This is a genomic window from Salmonella sp. SJTUF15581, assembly GCF_043356775.1.
In the GTDB taxonomy this organism is placed as follows: Bacteria; Pseudomonadota; Gammaproteobacteria; order Enterobacterales; family Enterobacteriaceae; genus Salmonella; species Salmonella enterica.
Genome location: NZ_JBEUJY010000006.1, coordinates 191,770 through 208,021, shown reverse-complemented (window position 1 = coordinate 208,021; position 16,252 = coordinate 191,770). Strand labels below are relative to the sequence as shown.

15 protein-coding genes are annotated in these 16,252 nt (G+C 52.4%); 5 read left to right on the top strand and 10 right to left on the bottom strand.

The window, feature by feature from the left end; genetic code table 11:
* Window positions 1-15: 15 nt before the first annotated feature.
* A complete protein-coding gene (gene edd, locus ABVN36_RS13160; RefSeq protein WP_001069113.1) occupies window positions 16-1,827 on the bottom strand; it encodes a phosphogluconate dehydratase in 1,812 nt (603 codons plus the stop codon).
* 234 nt (window positions 1,828-2,061) lie between these two features.
* The gene (gene zwf, locus ABVN36_RS13155; RefSeq protein ID WP_000301711.1) at window positions 2,062-3,537 is read right to left on the bottom strand and encodes a glucose-6-phosphate dehydrogenase; all 1,476 of its coding nucleotides are present in this window, start codon (window positions 3,535-3,537) and stop codon (window positions 2,062-2,064) included.
* Window positions 3,538-3,878: 341 nt separating this feature from the next.
* On the opposite strand from zwf, the gene ABVN36_RS13150 reads away from it, so the two are divergent.
* Window positions 3,879-4,748 (top strand): MurR/RpiR family transcriptional regulator, encoded by an 870-nt coding sequence (locus ABVN36_RS13150; protein WP_020898861.1) that lies wholly within the window; start codon window positions 3,879-3,881, stop codon window positions 4,746-4,748.
* 123 nt (window positions 4,749-4,871) lie between these two features.
* Window positions 4,872-6,314 carry a pyruvate kinase gene (pyk, locus tag ABVN36_RS13145; protein WP_000091156.1) on the top strand — a complete coding sequence of 481 codons (1,443 nt, stop codon included), beginning with the start codon at window positions 4,872-4,874 and terminating at the stop codon, window positions 6,312-6,314.
* 72 nt (window positions 6,315-6,386) lie between these two features.
* Here the strand turns inward: pyk and lpxM are convergent, their stop codons facing one another.
* The 3 genes from lpxM to znuA all read right to left on the bottom strand — a co-directional run bounded on the left by lpxM (window position 6,387) and on the right by znuA (window position 9,754).
* Window positions 6,387-7,358, bottom strand: coding sequence for a lauroyl-Kdo(2)-lipid IV(A) myristoyltransferase (gene lpxM / locus ABVN36_RS13140; protein WP_000448401.1), 972 nt, complete (start codon window positions 7,356-7,358; stop codon window positions 6,387-6,389).
* A 116-nt stretch (window positions 7,359-7,474) separates the two neighbouring features.
* Window positions 7,475-8,794 (bottom strand): murein DD-endopeptidase MepM, encoded by a 1,320-nt coding sequence (gene mepM / locus ABVN36_RS13135; RefSeq protein ID WP_001184028.1) that lies wholly within the window; start codon window positions 8,792-8,794, stop codon window positions 7,475-7,477.
* Between the two features lie 15 nt (window positions 8,795-8,809).
* Window positions 8,810-9,754 (bottom strand): zinc ABC transporter substrate-binding protein ZnuA, encoded by a 945-nt coding sequence (gene znuA, locus ABVN36_RS13130; RefSeq protein ID WP_000939597.1) that lies wholly within the window; start codon window positions 9,752-9,754, stop codon window positions 8,810-8,812.
* 78 nt (window positions 9,755-9,832) lie between these two features.
* Between znuA and znuC the strand changes: the two genes are divergently transcribed.
* Together znuC and znuB are read left to right on the top strand one after the other, a co-directional pair.
* On the top strand, window positions 9,833-10,588 hold the full coding sequence (gene znuC / locus ABVN36_RS13125) for a zinc ABC transporter ATP-binding protein ZnuC (RefSeq protein ID WP_000203023.1): 756 nt from the start codon (window positions 9,833-9,835) through the stop codon (window positions 10,586-10,588).
* Window positions 10,585-11,370, top strand: coding sequence for a zinc ABC transporter permease subunit ZnuB (gene znuB / locus ABVN36_RS13120; RefSeq protein WP_000571512.1), 786 nt, complete (start codon window positions 10,585-10,587; stop codon window positions 11,368-11,370). Before znuC ends, znuB begins: the two co-directional genes overlap by 4 nt.
* 78 nt (window positions 11,371-11,448) lie before the next feature.
* Here znuB and ruvB read toward each other — a convergent pair whose 3' ends face one another.
* From ruvB to ABVN36_RS13105, 3 genes are all read right to left on the bottom strand, one after another.
* The gene (gene ruvB / locus ABVN36_RS13115) at window positions 11,449-12,459 is read right to left on the bottom strand and encodes a Holliday junction branch migration DNA helicase RuvB (protein WP_000568504.1); all 1,011 of its coding nucleotides are present in this window, start codon (window positions 12,457-12,459) and stop codon (window positions 11,449-11,451) included.
* Between the two features lie 8 nt (window positions 12,460-12,467).
* Window positions 12,468-13,079: a Holliday junction branch migration protein RuvA gene (ruvA, locus tag ABVN36_RS13110; protein WP_000580335.1), complete on the bottom strand. Its 612-nt coding sequence runs from the start codon at window positions 13,077-13,079 to the stop codon at window positions 12,468-12,470.
* Window positions 13,080-13,437: 358 nt separating this feature from the next.
* Window positions 13,438-14,130 carry a hypothetical protein gene (locus ABVN36_RS13105; RefSeq protein WP_023137955.1) on the bottom strand — a complete coding sequence of 231 codons (693 nt, stop codon included), beginning with the start codon at window positions 14,128-14,130 and terminating at the stop codon, window positions 13,438-13,440.
* A 209-nt stretch (window positions 14,131-14,339) separates the two neighbouring features.
* On the opposite strand from ABVN36_RS13105, the gene ABVN36_RS13100 reads away from it, so the two are divergent.
* Entirely contained in the window at window positions 14,340-14,939 is a 600-nt protein-coding gene (locus tag ABVN36_RS13100) for a YebB family permuted papain-like enzyme (RefSeq protein ID WP_023137956.1), read from the top strand.
* 1 nt (window position 14,940) lies between these two features.
* Here the strand turns inward: ABVN36_RS13100 and ruvC are convergent, their stop codons facing one another.
* The gene (gene ruvC, locus ABVN36_RS13095; protein ID WP_000022509.1) at window positions 14,941-15,462 is read right to left on the bottom strand and encodes a crossover junction endodeoxyribonuclease RuvC; all 522 of its coding nucleotides are present in this window, start codon (window positions 15,460-15,462) and stop codon (window positions 14,941-14,943) included.
* Window positions 15,463-15,498: 36 nt separating this feature from the next.
* Window positions 15,499-16,239, bottom strand: coding sequence for a YebC/PmpR family DNA-binding transcriptional regulator (locus ABVN36_RS13090; protein ID WP_000907242.1), 741 nt, complete (start codon window positions 16,237-16,239; stop codon window positions 15,499-15,501).
* Between the last annotated feature and the right edge of the window lie 13 nt (window positions 16,240-16,252).

Sequence of the window (16,252 nt, the reverse complement as noted above, 5' to 3'; positions counted from 1 at the left end):
TACTAGTGTGTCATCTTAAAAAGTGATACAGGTTGCGCCCTGCTCCGCACCCGACAGCTTTTCGCGCAGCGCGCCAAACAACTCACGCCCTGTTCCGACGCGCGACGCGCTCAGGTCCGGAATATGAGGCTGACGAGCGGCAAGTTCCGCCTCGTCGACCAGCAGAGTTAACTCACCTGTCTGCCCATTCACGCGAATGATGTCGCCATCGCGCACTTTTGCCAGTAAGCCGCCATCGTAGGCTTCCGGCGTTACGTGGATAGCTGAAGGCACTTTACCCGAAGCGCCTGAAAGTCGTCCATCAGTAACTAACGCGATTTTGAAACGGCGGTCCAATAATACACCAAGTGGCGGCATGAGTTTATGTAATTCTGGCATTCCATTCGCTTTTGGTCCCTGATGACGCACGACAACGACACAATCCCGGTCAAGCAGGCCCGCGTCAAACGCAGGCAGCACATCATGCTGACTTTCAAATACCATGGCAGGCGCTTCAATGATCTGGTTTTCAACCGGTACCGCAGACGTCTTCATTACTGCGCGCCCCAGATTACCGCTTAGCACCTTAGTACCGCCGTGAGGAGAGAACGGCTTATCAAAAGAGGCAATGACATCGTTATCCAGTGACCTTTCCGCGCCTTCACGCCAGTCCAGCTCGCCGTTGTTGAGCCAGGGCTCCAGCGTATAGCGTTTCAGGCCGAAGCCTGCGACAGTATTAACGTCTTCGTGCAGCAATCCGGCATTGAGCAGCTCACGCATCAATACCGGTACGCCGCCCGCCGCCTGGAAGTGGTTAATGTCCGCCGGACCGTTCGGGTACAGACGCGCCATCAACGGAACCACTTCCGACAAATCCGAGAAGTCATCCCAGTTGATCAGAATGCCCGCCGCGCGCGCCATTGCAACCAGATGCATGGTGTGGTTGGTGGAACCGCCGGTAGCCAGCAGCGCGACAATGCCGTTCACCACGACTTTTTCGTCGATCATTTTACCGAGCGGCATCCACGTATTGCCGTTGCCGGTAAGACGTGTTACCTGACGTGCGGCAGCGGCAGTCAATGCCTCGCGCAGCGGCGCATCCGGATGCACAAACGAAGAACCCGGCAACTGCATTCCCATAAACTCCACCACCATCTGGTTGGTGTTGGCGGTGCCGTAAAATGTACAGGTGCCCGGCGCATGGTAAGAGGCGGCTTCTGACTCCAGCAGCGCCATTCTGTCTACTTTTCCTTCCGCATATAGCTGACGAATACGGACTTTTTCTTTATTCGGCAGGCCGCTCGCCATCGGGCCTGACGGAACAAAAATCGCGGGTAAATGACCAAAAGAGAGCGCGGCCATCGCCAGCCCCGGAACGATTTTGTCGCATACGCCGAGGAATAACGCGCCGTCAAACATATTGTGAGAGAGGCCTACTGCTGCCGACATCGCTATCACTTCGCGGCTGAGTAATGACAACTCCATGCCATCCTGCCCTTGCGTAACGCCATCGCACATTGCCGGTACGCCGCCTGCGACCTGACCTACCGCATTCACGGAATGCAGGGCCTGACGAATAATCTGCGGATAATGTTCATACGGTTGATGCGCAGAGAGCATGTCATTGTAGGAGGTAATAATGGCGATATTATTGCGCAACATACTTTTCAGCGAGGCTTTGTCCTCTGGCTGACAGGCGGCGAAGCCATGCGCCAGGTTGCCGCAGGCCAGTTGAGATCGGTGGACCGTGGCGGTTTTCGCCTGCTCAATGCGGGCAAGATAGGCTTCTCGGGTCTGCTGCGAGCGTTCGACAATACGCTGTGTTACGCGTAACAAATTAGGATTCATAGAGGCTCCTGAAATTTATCTGTCCGGCTACCGGGTTTACCATGCGTTTCATCAATGTGGAAAGACAGTGAAATACATGATGTCCGGTGATAATGGGGCAAAATCGTTTCAGGCAGTGTAATAAAAAAAGCCTCGCAGGTGAATCCACACGAGGCTTAAAAGTGCAAAAATGATTCTACAATCTGTGTTAGATCATGTTACCGGTAAAATACCACCTAAGAGTGAGTGGCAAATTTACTCAAACTCATTCCACGAACGACCGTCACGGGTAATCATCGCCACGGACGCTACCGGTCCCCAGGTGCCCGCCTGATACGGCTTCGGCGCGTCGTTGTCCATCGCCCATGCTTCGGTAATGGAGTCCACCCACTTCCAGGCTTCTTCCACTTCGTCACGGCGGACAAACAGCGCCTGAATGCCACGCATCGTTTCCAGCAGCAGGCGCTCATATGCATCCGCCAGGTGCGTCTGATTAAAGGTCTCGGAGTAGCTCAGATCAAGCTTCGTGATCTGCAGATTATGCTTATGATCCAGCCCCGGTACTTTGTTAAGCACCTGAATATCTACGCCTTCATCCGGCTGCAGGCGAATCGTCAATTTGTTCTGCGGCAGGTCTTGCCAGGACTCTTTAAAGAGATTCAGTTCAGGCGTCTTGAAATAAACCACGACTTCAGAGCACTTGGTTGGCAGACGCTTGCCGGTACGCAGATAGAATGGCACGCCCGCCCAACGCCAGTTATCGATGTCGACGCGGATCGCGACGAACGTTTCGGTGTTGCTGCTTTTATTCGCGCCCTCTTCTTCCAGATAGCCCGGCACCTTTTGACCCTGCGCAAAGCCCGCGGTGTATTGACCACGAACCGTTTTTTCACGCACGTTGGAGCGATCAATACGGCGCAGCGATTTCAACACTTTGACTTTTTCATCGCGAATACTGTCGGCGCTCAGGTCAGACGGCGGTGACATGGCAATCATGCAGAGAATTTGTAGCAAGTGGTTCTGGATCATATCGCGCATCTGACCGGCCTGGTCAAAGTATCCCCAGCGCCCTTCAATCCCCACCTCTTCCGCTACGGTAATCTCAACGTGATCGATAGTGCGGTTATCCCAGTTATTAACGAATAACGAGTTGGCAAAACGCAGCGCCAGCAGGTTGAGAACCGTTTCTTTACCCAGATAGTGGTCGATACGATATACCTGGCATTCTTCAAAGTATTCGCCGACCCGATCGTTAATCTCACGCGAGGTCGCCAGCGAAGTACCCAACGGTTTTTCCATCACGACGCGCGCCGGTTTGGCGTTGAGTTTAGCCTCTCCTAACCCTTTGCAAATAGCGCCAAAGGTGCTGGGCGGCATCGCAAAATAGTTAATGGTGGTGCGGTTTTTTTGATCCAGCATATCGCCCAGGCGACTAAACGCAGGCGTATCGTTAACGTCAAGATTACAAAAATCCAGACGGCCGCTCAGCGTATCCCACAAGCCTTCATCAATTTTTTCCTTCATGAAGGTTTCCAGCGCCTCACGCACGACGTGGGTATAAGCTTCTTTATCCCAGTCCGCGCGCCCCACCCCAATGATACGGGTATCCGGATGGATCTGGCCGGCTTTCTCAAGCTGATACAGGGAAGGCAGCAGTTTCCGGCGCGCCAGGTCGCCTTTCGCGCCGAAAATGACCAGGTCACATGCCTGGGCTGTTTGCGTTACCGCCATGTCATTCTCCTCAGTTAATCTCCTGGTACTTTAGCCAGGATATCGTTGTAATTTTATTACACAGCACTGTACTGCTTTTACGAGATTACGGAAACCGTAAACGCCTTTTCATGGGTGAACCGGCGTTTGATTGGCAATATAATCGGCAAAACGCCTAATAAAATTGTCGCTTTTCCACACAAGCTGGAACTTAAAATCCGACGTCGGTCATGTAATGAAAAAAAACGACACCTTTTTTAGCCATTTTGCCCCCTTTGACAGCCGCCAGGAGTAATATCTAACAAAACGCGCTCGGTTTCGCGCATCATTGAAATCGCTAATACCCATGAGCCTTGCTAATCATGAATATGCTGGAAAAAGTCCAGTCTCAACTGGAACATTTAAGCAAATCTGAACGAAAAGTCGCCGATGTTATTCTGGCCGCCCCAGGCAGATCGATTCACTTAAGCATTGCCATGCTGGCCCAGGAAGCTAACGTTAGCGAGCCAACGGTGAACCGTTTCTGTCGCAGCATGAATACCCGCGGCTTTCCTGATTTTAAACTGCATCTGGCGCAAAGTCTGGCAAATGGCACCCCCTATGTTAATCGCAATGTGGATGAAGATGACAGTGTTGAGGCCTATACAGGAAAAATCTTCGAGTCCGCCATGGCCAGTCTCGACCATGTTCGTCAGTCGCTGGATAAATCGGCCGTCAACCGCGCCGTCGATTTACTGACCCAGGCAAAAAAAATCGCCTTTTTTGGTCTTGGTTCCTCCGCCGCAGTCGCGCATGACGCCATGAATAAGTTTTTTCGCTTCAATGTGCCGGTGATTTACTCCGACGATATCGTGCTGCAACGGATGAGCTGTATGAATTGTAACGATGATGACGTCGTCGTGCTCATTTCGCATACTGGCAGAACCAAGAGCCTGGTGGAACTGGCGCAGTTGGCGCGGGAAAACGATGCGATGGTGATCGCCCTGACCTCCGCTGGAACGCCGCTGGCGCGCGAAGCCACGCTGGCCATTACCCTCGACGTACCGGAAGATACAGACATTTATATGCCCATGGTCTCTCGACTTGCTCAGCTGACCGTGATAGATGTGCTGGCAACGGGATTTACTTTGCGTCGCGGGGCAAAATTCAGAGATAACTTGAAGCGTGTCAAGGAAGCGCTCAAGGAATCGCGTTTTGATAAAGAATTACTCATCAAGAGTGATGACCGCTAAAAGCAATAACAATGTTCTACCCTTTTCGTCATCCGGGGACGTTCATTTTATACCGTTAAGGTTTCGGAACGACCGGATCAATGTTCACGCAACACCAAGTTGTTTTAGTCAACGGAGTATTACATGTCCAGAAGGCTTCGCAGAACCAAAATCGTTACCACGTTAGGCCCGGCAACTGACCGCGATAACAACCTTGAGAAGGTTATCGCCGCGGGCGCAAACGTCGTACGTATGAACTTCTCTCACGGCTCGCCGGAAGATCATAAAATGCGTGCTGATAAAGTCCGTGAGATTGCCGCCAAATTGGGGCGTCATGTGGCTATTTTAGGCGACCTGCAAGGGCCAAAAATTCGCGTTTCCACTTTTAAAGAAGGCAAAGTGTTCCTCAATATCGGGGATAAATTTCTGTTAGACGCTAACCTGGGTAAAGGCGAAGGCGATAAAGAAAAAGTCGGCATTGATTACAAAGGGTTGCCGGCAGACGTCGTTCCTGGCGATATCCTGCTGCTTGACGATGGTCGAGTGCAGTTGAAAGTGCTTGAAGTCCAGGGCATGAAAGTCTTTACCGAGGTCACCGTCGGCGGCCCGCTGTCTAACAATAAAGGCATTAACAAGCTCGGCGGCGGACTTTCTGCTGAAGCGCTGACCGAAAAAGATAAAGCCGATATTCAAACCGCTGCGCTGATAGGCGTTGACTATCTGGCCGTATCCTTCCCGCGCTGCGGCGAAGATCTGAACTATGCACGCCGCCTGGCGCGCGACGCCGGCTGCGACGCGAAAATTGTGGCTAAGGTCGAACGCGCCGAAGCGGTATGCGATCAAAACGCCATGGACGATATCATTCTGGCCTCTGACGTTGTGATGGTCGCACGTGGCGACCTGGGCGTTGAAATCGGCGATCCGGAGCTGGTTGGTATCCAGAAGGCGCTGATTCGCCGTGCGCGTCAGCTAAACCGCGCAGTCATCACCGCAACGCAGATGATGGAGTCGATGATCACCAACCCGATGCCGACCCGTGCGGAAGTGATGGACGTGGCGAACGCCGTCCTGGATGGCACGGATGCGGTTATGCTGTCTGCCGAAACCGCAGCCGGTCAGTATCCTTCTGAAACCGTTGCCGCAATGGCGCGCGTCTGCCTGGGCGCAGAAAAAATCCCCAGCATCAATGTGTCTAAACACCGTCTCGACGTGCAGTTCGACAACGTTGAAGAAGCCATTGCCATGTCTGCGATGTATGCGGCAAACCATCTGAAAGGTGTTACCGCGATCATCACCATGACGGAATCCGGTCGTACCGCGCTAATGACTTCCCGTATCAGCTCCGGCCTGCCGATTTTCGCCATGTCGCGCCATGAACGCACGCTGAACCTGACCGCGCTCTACCGCGGAGTAACGCCAGTGCATTTTGATAGCGCGGCTGATGGCGTTGTCGCGGCGCATGAAGCTGTTAATCTGCTGCGCGATAAAGGGTATCTGGTTTCCGGCGACCTGGTTATCGTGACTCAGGGCGATGTCATGAGCACCGTCGGTTCAACCAATACCACGCGTATTTTGACCGTTGAGTAAAACTCCTCCACGCCTGTTCATCAGGTAGTACAGGGTTTGTCAGCATAAAGCCTCTCTTACGAGAGGCTTTATTTATTTGATGGGATAAAGATCTTTACGCTTATACGGCTGAATCTCGCCTGGCTTGCGGGTTTTGAGCAGCTTCAGGATCCAGGTGTACTGTTCCGGATGCGGGCCGACAAAAATTTCGACCTCTTCGTTCATCCGTCTGGCGATTGTGTGATCGTCAGCCGTGAGCAGATCGTCCATTGGCGGGCGAATCTGGATAGTCAGGCGATGCGTTTTACCATTATACACCGGGAAAAGCGGTATCACGCGTGCGCGGCACACTTTCATCAGCCGACCAATCGCAGGCAGCGTCGCTTTGTATGTCGCAAAGAAATCAACGAATTCACTATGCTCCGGGCCGTGATCCTGGTCCGGCAGGTAGTAGCCCCAGTAGCCCTGACGAACAGACTGAATAAAGGGTTTAATCCCGTCATTACGCGCATGCAAACGTCCGCCGAAACGCCGACGCACTGTGTTCCAGATATAGTCAAAAACCGGATTACCCTGATTATGAAACATCGCCGCCATTTTTTGCCCCTGAGAGGCCATCAGCATGGCTGGAATGTCGACGCCCCAACCATGCGGTACGAGAAAAATGACTTTTTCGTCGTTACGACGCATCTCCTCAATGATTTCCAGACCTTCCCAGTCAACACGCTGTTGGATTTTTTTCGGACCGCGCATCGCCAACTCAGCCATCATCGCCATTGCCTGTGGCGCGGTGGCGAACATCTCATCGACAATCGCTTCGCGCTCAGCTTCGCTACGCTGCGGAAAGCACAACGACAGATTAATTAGCGCCCGGCGACGAGAACTCTTCCCCAGCCGTCCGGCAAAACGCCCCAGCGTCGCCAGCAAAGGGTCGCGGAATGATGCCGGTGTTAGTGCGATCCCCGCCATTGCCGCAGCGCCCAACCAGGCGCCCCAATACTGCGGATAGCGAAAGGATTTTTCGAATTCAGGGATATACTCACTATTATTTTTTTTGGTTTCCATGCTTTTCCAGGGTCTGCTGACGCGAAAAGGAATTGTGAATAGTGTAGCGACGTCTGCGTCTCACACAAAACAAAAAAGCCGGCACACATCGCGTACCGGCTCTGTCAGCGCATTTGTTAATCGAAGCGCAGTTGCGGCAGAACCTCTTTCACCTGTGCCAGGTATTCACGACGATCTGACCCCGTCAGACCTTCCGTACGCGGCAATTTTGCTGTCAGAGGGTTAACGGCTTGCTGGTTGATCCATACCTCATAATGCAGATGCGGCCCTGTGGAACGCCCGGTGTTACCAGAAAGCGCAATACGATCGCCACGTTTCACTTTTTGCCCCGGTTTCACCAGCAGCTTACGCAAGTGCATGTAACGTGTGGTGTAGGTGCGTCCATGACGAATCGCAATGTAGTAACCGGCAGCGCCGCTACGTTTAGCGACCACGACCTCGCCATCCCCCACCGACAGCACCGGCGTACCCTGCGGCATCGCAAAGTCAACGCCACGATGCGGCGCAACGCGTCCGGTAACCGGGTTCAGACGACGCGGATTGAAGTTGGAGGAGATGCGGAACTGTTTGGCGGTCGGGAAGCGTAAAAAGCCTTTCGCCAGGCCAACCCCATTACGGTCATAGAATTTACCGTCAGCGGCGCGAATGGCGTAGTAATCTTTACCATCGGAACGCATCCGCACGCCCAACAACTGACTCTGTTCACGCTTGCCATCCAGCATCTCGCGCGACATCAGAACCGAAAATTCATCGCCCTTTTTCAGCTTCCGAAAATCCATCTGCCACTGCATGGCTTTTATCACTGCGCTGATTTCGCTGCTGGTTAAACCGGCCTCTTTCGCGCTGGCGACAAAGCTACCCCCTACCGTACCTTTCAGCAGACTGTTAACCCAGTCCCCCTGCTGCATTTCACTGCTCATTTTAAAACCGTTGGCAGTGCGATCGTAGGTACGCGTTTCACGGCGGGAGACTTCCCATGTCAGACGCTGTAAATCGCCATCGGCGGTCAGTGTCCAGGAAAGCTGTTGGCCAATTTTCAGATTGCGCAGCTCCTTATCAGAAGCGGCAAGTCGGCTAATATCGCTCATATCGATGCCGTACTGATTCAGAATGCTGCTTAACGTATCGCCTGTGGAGACGACGTATTCATGGACGCCGACTTCGCCTGCGGTTTTATCGTCCAGCTCATCCTGAGGAATAGCTTCATCTTCCTGCGCGGCCTGATCGATGGGTTCGCTGGCCTCCGGTAAGAGGGAACGAATCTCGCTTTTCTCCAGTTCAATAGTTTTAACGATTGGTGCGGATTCTGGGTGGTAAACATAGGGCCGCCATACGGCGACGGCCAGTGTCAGAACGGTAAGTGACCCCAGCATAACGCGGTGGGGTCGGGGCAGATTATTAAATGCCAGGGCGACAGAGCGGGCTATCTGTTGCACGTATTCACTTCCTCGTTAATCTCCTTTCAGGCAGCTCGCATACTGGTTGGCTAATTGGCTTAAAAACGCTGAATAGCTTGTTTTACCCAGTTTAATGTTCGTCCCGAGGGGGTCCAGTGTTCCCATTCGAACGGATGTCCCTCTCGCCACGGCTTCCACGACCGCTGGCCTGAATTGTGGCTCAGCAAAAACGCAGGTTGCTTTTTGCTCAACCAACTGTGTTCTTATTTCATGTAAACGCTGCGCGCCAGGTTGTATCTCAGGGTTCACGGTAAAGTGACCGAGCGGGGTGAGTCCGTAGTGTTTTTCGTAGTAACCGTAGGCGTCATGAAAAACGAAATACCCTTTCCCCTTGAGCGGCGCGAGCTCGTTACCGACCTGTTTATCGGTTGCGGCTAATTGTGCCTCAAAATCCTTCAGGTTGGCGTCGAGTTTGGCTCGACTTTGCGGCATAAGTTCCACTAATTTTTCATGGATTGCAACCGCTGTAGCCCGCGCTATCTCTGGGGAGAGCCAAAGATGCATGTTATATTCGCCGTGATGGTGATGTACGTCACCTTTTTCCTCATCGGCGCCCGTATGCGCATGTTCATCCTCATCATCATCCGCGCCCTTCATGAGTAACGGTTTTACATCGGCAAGTTGCGCAATGGTAACCTGCTTATTATCAGGGATATTCCTGACCGACTTCTCCATAAAGGCTTCCATTTCCGGGCCAACCCAGACGACTAAGTCCGCGCCCTGTAAGCGTTTTACGTCTGATGGACGCAATGAATAATCATGCTCGGATGCCCCATCCGGAAGTAATACTTGCGTATCCGTAACGCCATCAGCAATGGCGGAAGCGATAAACCCAAGTGGTTTAAGCGAAGCGACAACGGCGGCGTCGGCAGCCTGGGTTGCACTCCCCCAAAGCGCGGCGGATAATGCTGCGAAAAGAAGCGTATTTTTCTGTAACATAATGCGACTAATCATCGTAATGAATGTGTGAAATGTGATATTATAACATTCTATCACTTCTGCAAGCCTAAAATTAACATGACAAGTTTAGTTTCACTGGAAAACGTCTCGGTCTCATTTGGTCAACGCCGCGTCCTCTCTGACGTGTCGCTTGAATTGAGCCCCGGAAAAATTTTAACGCTTCTCGGCCCTAACGGCGCGGGGAAGTCAACGCTTGTACGCGTGGTTTTAGGACTGGTAGCCCCTGATGAAGGGGTGATCAAGCGCAACGGGCAACTCCGTATCGGCTATGTCCCGCAAAAGCTCTATCTCGATACCACGCTTCCGCTGACGGTAAACCGATTTTTACGTTTACGTCCCGGCACGCAAAAAACGGATATTCTCCCGGCGCTTAAACGCGTTCAGGCCGGACATTTGATTGACGCGCCCATGCAAAAACTCTCCGGCGGCGAGACACAGCGCGTACTGCTGGCGCGTGCTCTGCTTAACAGGCCGCAGTTGCTGGTACTTGATGAGCCGACGCAAGGCGTGGATGTCAACGGCCAGGTCGCGTTATACGACCTTATCGATCAGCTGCGTCGCGAACTCGATTGCGCCGTGTTGATGGTGTCACATGATCTACATCTGGTCATGGCAAAGACGGATGAAGTGTTATGCCTGAACCATCATATTTGCTGTTCCGGCGCGCCGGAAGTGGTGTCTATGCATCCGGAATTTATCTCTATGTTTGGCCCGCGAGGCGCGGAGCAATTAGGGATTTATCGCCATCATCATAATCATCGCCACGATTTACAGGGTCGTATTGTACTGCGCCGGGGAAATGGTCACTCATGATTGAATTATTACTGCCCGGCTGGCTGGCCGGGATGATGCTGGCGTGCGCCGCTGGTCCTTTGGGCTCATTTGTGGTCTGGCGTCGGATGTCCTATTTTGGCGATACGCTGGCTCACGCGTCGCTTCTGGGCGTGGCGTTTGGCCTGTTGCTGGACGTTAACCCCTTTTATGCGGTAATCGCCGTTACGCTGCTGCTGGCCGCCGGTCTGGTATGGCTGGAGAAGCGTCCTCACCTCGCGATTGATACCTTACTGGGCATTATGGCGCACAGCGCCTTATCTTTAGGACTGGTCGTGGTCAGCCTGATGTCCAACGTCCGCGTTGATTTAATGGCTTATCTGTTTGGCGATTTGCTGGCCGTCACGCCGGAAGATCTTATCTCGATCGCTATTGGGGTCGTTATTGTGCTGGCCATTCTCTTCTGGCAGTGGCGCAACTTGCTGTCAATGACTATCAGTCCGGATCTTGCCTTTGTCGATGGCGTGAAGTTACAGCGCGTGAAGCTGCTATTGATGCTGGTAACGGCGTTAACTATCGGCGTAGCGATGAAGTTTGTCGGAGCGCTGATCATTACGTCGCTGCTGATTATCCCCGCCGCAACCGCGCGTCGCTTTGCCCGTACGCCGGAACAGATGGCGGGCGTCGCCGTTGGTGTAGGTATGATAGCGGTTACAGGTGGACTGACCTTCTCAGCCTTATATGATACCCCAGCAGGGCCATCCGTAGTGCTGTGTGCCGCGCTGCTGTTTATCTTCAGTATGATGAAAAAGCAGGCAAGCTAAGCGTGTGTTGCCCGGTGACGCTGCGCTTACCGGGCCTACAAAATCGCCCAGGTCTGATGAGCGCAGCGACTTCAGGCGCTAAGGCATCTCTGGCGGCGTGATCCCGAAATGGTTCCAGGCGCGCACCGTTGCCATACGCCCACGCGGCGTGCGCTGCAAAAAGCCTTGCTGAATCAGATACGGCTCCAGCACATCCTCAATGGTTTCACGCTCTTCGCCAATCGCCGCCGCCAGATTATCCAGTCCCACCGGGCCACCGAAGAATTTATCAATAACCGCCAGCAGCAGCTTGCGATCCATATAATCAAACCCTTCCGCATCGACGTTCAGCATATCCAGCGCCTGCGCGGCAATTTCCGCTGAAATAGCCCCGTCATGCTTCACCTCGGCGAAATCACGCACACGTCTGAGCAGGCGGTTGGCTATACGCGGCGTACCGCGCGCCCGACGCGCCACTTCCAGCGCGCCGTCATCGCTCATCTCAAGCCCCATGTGCCTTGCGCTGCGCCCGACGATGTGCTGCAGATCGGGCACCTGGTAGAACTCCAGGCGCTGCACAATACCAAAACGGTCGCGTAGCGGCGAGGTCAGCGAACCTGCTCGCGTCGTCGCGCCAATGAGCGTAAACGGCGGCAGATCGATCTTAATTGAACGTGCGGCAGGCCCTTCGCCAATCATAATATCCAGCTGGTAATCTTCCATCGCCGGATAGAGTACCTCTTCCACCACCGGTGAAAGCCGGTGAATCTCATCAATAAACAGCACATCATGCGGTTCAAGATTGGTGAGCATAGCCGCCAGATCGCCTGCTTTTTCCAGCACCGGGCCGGACGTGGTTCGGAGATTGACGCCCATTTCATTGGCAACGATATTCGCCAGAGTCGTTTTACCTAACCCTGGCGGGCCGAAAATCAGCAAGTGATCTAGTGCGTCGCCACGCAGTTTTGCCGCCTGAATAAAGATCTCCATCTGGGAGCGCACCTGCGGTTGGCCGACATATTCCGCCAATAGCTTCGGGCGAATGGCGCGATCGGCGACGTCTTCTGCGATCGTGGCGCCTGCTGAAATCAGGCGATCTGCTTCTATCATCCTTTACCTCATAACGCGGCGCGTAACGCGTCGCGAATCAGTGTTTCACTGCTTGCATCCGGACGGGCGATCTTGCTTACCATCCGACTGGCTTCTTGCGGTTTATAACCCAGCGCCACCAGCGCAGCAACTGCTTCTTGTTCTGCATCTTCCGAGGTTGGGCTGGCCGGCGATGTCAATACCAGATCGACCGCTGGCGTAAAGAGATCGCCATGTAGCCCTTTAAAGCGGTCTTTCATTTCGACAATCAGCCTTTCGGCGGTTTTCTTGCCGATACCCGGCAGCTTCACCAGTGCGCCAAGCTCTTCGCGCTCAACCGCATTCACAAACTGCTGCGCCGACATGCCGGAGAGGATCGCCAGCGCCAGCTTAGGCCCGACGCCATTCGTTTTAATTAGCTCTTTAAATAGCGTGCGCTCTTGCTTATTGTTGAATCCGTACAGCAACTGCGCATCTTCACGCACCACAAAGTGGGTGAAGACGATTGCCTCCTGCCCGGCCTCCGGCAGCTCGTAAAAGCAGGTCATAGGCATATGTACTTCATAGCCTACGCCCCCTGTCTCCAGCAGCACGATCGGGGGTTGTTTTTCGAGAATAATGCCTCTGAGTCTGCCTATCACATGACGCTCCTGCGTAAAGGGCTGAAAAGATAATGCACTATCATAAAAAAAGACTGGATGTTTATCCAGATGAAAAACACGTATCCCGATATTTCTCTACTCCGACAACCCGCGATGGTTAACGACGGGTACGCTCCCCGCTGCGTACAAAATAAGTCGTACACTCATTGACAACTTTTTGCGTCCTACGCGAATAACTTTTTGCCAACATGCCGTGGCGCACGTTCGGTAGTCTTCAATAATGAGTATCCTGATAACACTAATAATGTATCCAGTACGAATGCCAACAGCGGAACATCGGGCCTCCCAAAAACAGACCCGAGAATAGATTTAATAATATTAACCACTAGCGCTGAATTTAATCGCATGTTGTTTTATCGTCGCGCGCAACAGATTTTAATTCGCCATGACACAATAAATATTGTACAAACTCATTTTTCATGCCATCGAAATTCACGGCTGGCATCCCTTCTGAATAACTATAATAAATATTCACATACTCTTCGCTACTAAAAAGTGCCTGTCGTTTTGCTGCTAACCCACGGCCTTTTGCTGCAATATACTGGAAGCAGTGGCCGCTGGCGCCACAGCTCCGCCCATCATCAACGATATATATATCGGCAGCGTTAAACAGCTGTTCCAGCCAGCACTGGCGAATCGTTCCGGCCGCACAAATCAAAAATAATGATGCGCTAATCATCCACCCGGATTTTTTTACCGATGTCATAGCCAGGAAAGCCATAAAGCACGCTGCCTGCACGCACAATACCAGTTTTTTATTCCCGGCAACCAAATGCCACTGGTTAAATACTAAGGTAATGAAAACTGAACTCAATGTTGCCAACAGTCTGGTTCTGAACCGCCTGGCAGGGAGAAGCAAAAATAATAATGAAATCGTCCCTGGCTTTAATAAAAAAACAACAGTATTAGCCTCTGCCATATCAATACTCAAACAATAACAAAAACTAATAAACAGATGAAAGATAATAGCAACAAAAATATAAGAAAAATAAAATACCCAACCTATTCTCATTGGTTTATCATCAACCACGTCATACTCCCTGTCAATATGAGAGATCAGATGATGAGAAATTTACCACCTTAATTCTCCCCCAAATATATTTGCGACATTAATTCCAATGAATGAAATATTCACCATACATATTTCGATGACACTAAGGCTTGTCATTTATCTGGTATAATGCTAACTACCCTGTAGAATAAATAAAAGGAATTTATTTCAAATAATGGAATGCAGAGATGAAAAAACATTATTCTGTCCAATATGAAACCGGGGATATCGTCTTTACCTGTATAAGTGCCGCGCTTTTCGGCCAGATATCCACCGCTTCACAGTGCTGGAGCAACCATGTTGGGATTATTATTGGTCATAATGGTGATGACTATCTGGTGGCGGAAAGTCGCGTCCCCCTCTCAACCGTCACCACGCTGTCACTGTTTATACAACGTTCAGCCGGACAACGTTACGCCGTTCGTCGCCTGTGCGGCGGTCTGACGGTCGAACAGAAACTCGCCATCATGGAGCAGGTTCCCGCCCGGCTGAATAAGTTTTATCACACGGGGTTTAAATATGAGTCATCGCGCCAGTTCTGCTCGAAATTTGTGTTTGATATCTATAAAGAAGCATTGTGTATTCCGGTAGGCGATATTGAGACATTCGAAGAATTACTTCACAGCAATCCTGATGCGAAACTCGCCTTCTGGAAGTTCTGGTTTTTAGGTTCAATCCCGTGGGATCGTAAGACGGTGACGCCAGCCAGCCTGTGGCAACATCCCAATTTAGAATTAATTAGTGCCTGTGGAATTGAAACCCCTCAACGCGAGGCTGAGGGAGAATGATTTAGCGCAACCTTCCCCGCGCCAGATTGAGTCGGCTCTCGCTCATTTGCATCGCGTTCTGGCTAACGTGGCAATGCGTAATGGCGATAGCCAGCGCATCTGCGGCATCGGCCTGCGGGTTAGCGGGGAGCTTTAGCAACGTACGAACCATATGCTGTACCTGGCTTTTTTCCGCGCTACCAATACCGACGACGGTTTGCTTCACCTGACGCGCCGCGTATTCAAACACGGGCAGTTCCTGATTGACCGCGGCGACAATCGCGACGCCGCGCGCCTGTCCCAGCTTGAGGGCTGAATCGGCGTTCTTCGCCATAAACACCTGTTCGATAGCAAAATAGTCCGGCTGGAACTGCGTGATGATTTCCGTCACGCCTGCGTATATGAGCTTCAAACGAGACGGCAAATCATCGACTTTGGTACGAATACATCCGCTGCCCAGATAGGTCAGTTGTCTGCCTACCTGGCGGATAACGCCATAACCGGTAATGCGCGAGCCGGGGTCAATACCGAGAATAATCGACACGCTATACCCCCTGCCCGCCGGCGTTTAACAGCACCATTACAGGGTCGCCGCCACCTCATCAGAGATCTCACCGTTATGGTAGACTTCCTGAACATCGTCACAGTCTTCCAGCATATCGATCAGACGTAGCAGTTTCGGCGCGGTTTCCGCATCCATATCCGCTTTGGTTGACGGGATCATGGACACTTCGGCGCTGTCCGCTTTCAGACCCGCCGCTTCCAGCGCGTCACGCACTTTACCCATCTCTTCCCAGGCAGTGTAAACATCAATCGCGCCATCATCATAGGTCACAACATCTTCCGCGCCAGCTTCCAGAGCGGCTTCCATGATGGTGTCTTCATCGCCTTTCTCAAAGGAGATGACCCCTTTCTTACTGAACAGGTACGCCACTGAGCCATCGGTACCCAGATTACCACCGCACTTGCTGAAAGCATGACGCACTTCCGCTACGGTACGGTTACGGTTGTCACTCAGACACTCAATCATAATGGCCGTGCCGCCAGGACCATAACCTTCATAGATGATGGTTTCCATGTTCGAGTCTTCATCACCACCCACACCGCGAGCGATGGCACGGTTCAGAGTGTCGCGGGTCATGTTGTTGGCCAGCGCTTTATCTACGGCCGCGCGCAGACGCGGGTTGGCATCCGGATCGCCGCCGCCCAATTTAGCTGCCGTTACCAGTTCACGAATAATTTTAGTGAAGATTTTACCGCGCTTGGCATCCTGCGCAGCTTTACGATGTCTGGTGTTGGCCCATTTACTATGACCTGCCATAAATATTTCCTCA

Bases quoted from the DNA above. Each gene is read 5' to 3' on its own strand.
- ABVN36_RS13100 (WP_023137956.1), top strand. From the start codon at position 14,340: ATGAAAAAACATTATTCTGTCCAATATGAAACCGGGGATATCGTCTTT.
- ABVN36_RS13150 (WP_020898861.1), top strand. From the start codon at position 3,879: ATGAATATGCTGGAAAAAGTCCAGTCTCAACTGGAACATTTAAGCAAA.
- znuA (WP_000939597.1), bottom strand. From the start codon at position 9,754: ATGTTACAGAAAAATACGCTTCTTTTCGCAGCATTATCCGCCGCGCTT.
- lpxM (WP_000448401.1), bottom strand. From the start codon at position 7,358: ATGGAAACCAAAAAAAATAATAGTGAGTATATCCCTGAATTCGAAAAA.
- pyk (WP_000091156.1), top strand. From the start codon at position 4,872: ATGTCCAGAAGGCTTCGCAGAACCAAAATCGTTACCACGTTAGGCCCG.
- edd (WP_001069113.1), bottom strand. From the start codon at position 1,827: ATGAATCCTAATTTGTTACGCGTAACACAGCGTATTGTCGAACGCTCG.
- ABVN36_RS13090 (WP_000907242.1), bottom strand. From the start codon at position 16,239: ATGGCAGGTCATAGTAAATGGGCCAACACCAGACATCGTAAAGCTGCG.
- znuB (WP_000571512.1), top strand. From the start codon at position 10,585: ATGATTGAATTATTACTGCCCGGCTGGCTGGCCGGGATGATGCTGGCG.
- znuC (WP_000203023.1), top strand. From the start codon at position 9,833: ATGACAAGTTTAGTTTCACTGGAAAACGTCTCGGTCTCATTTGGTCAA.
- ruvB (WP_000568504.1), bottom strand. From the start codon at position 12,459: ATGATAGAAGCAGATCGCCTGATTTCAGCAGGCGCCACGATCGCAGAA.
- zwf (WP_000301711.1), bottom strand. From the start codon at position 3,537: ATGGCGGTAACGCAAACAGCCCAGGCATGTGACCTGGTCATTTTCGGC.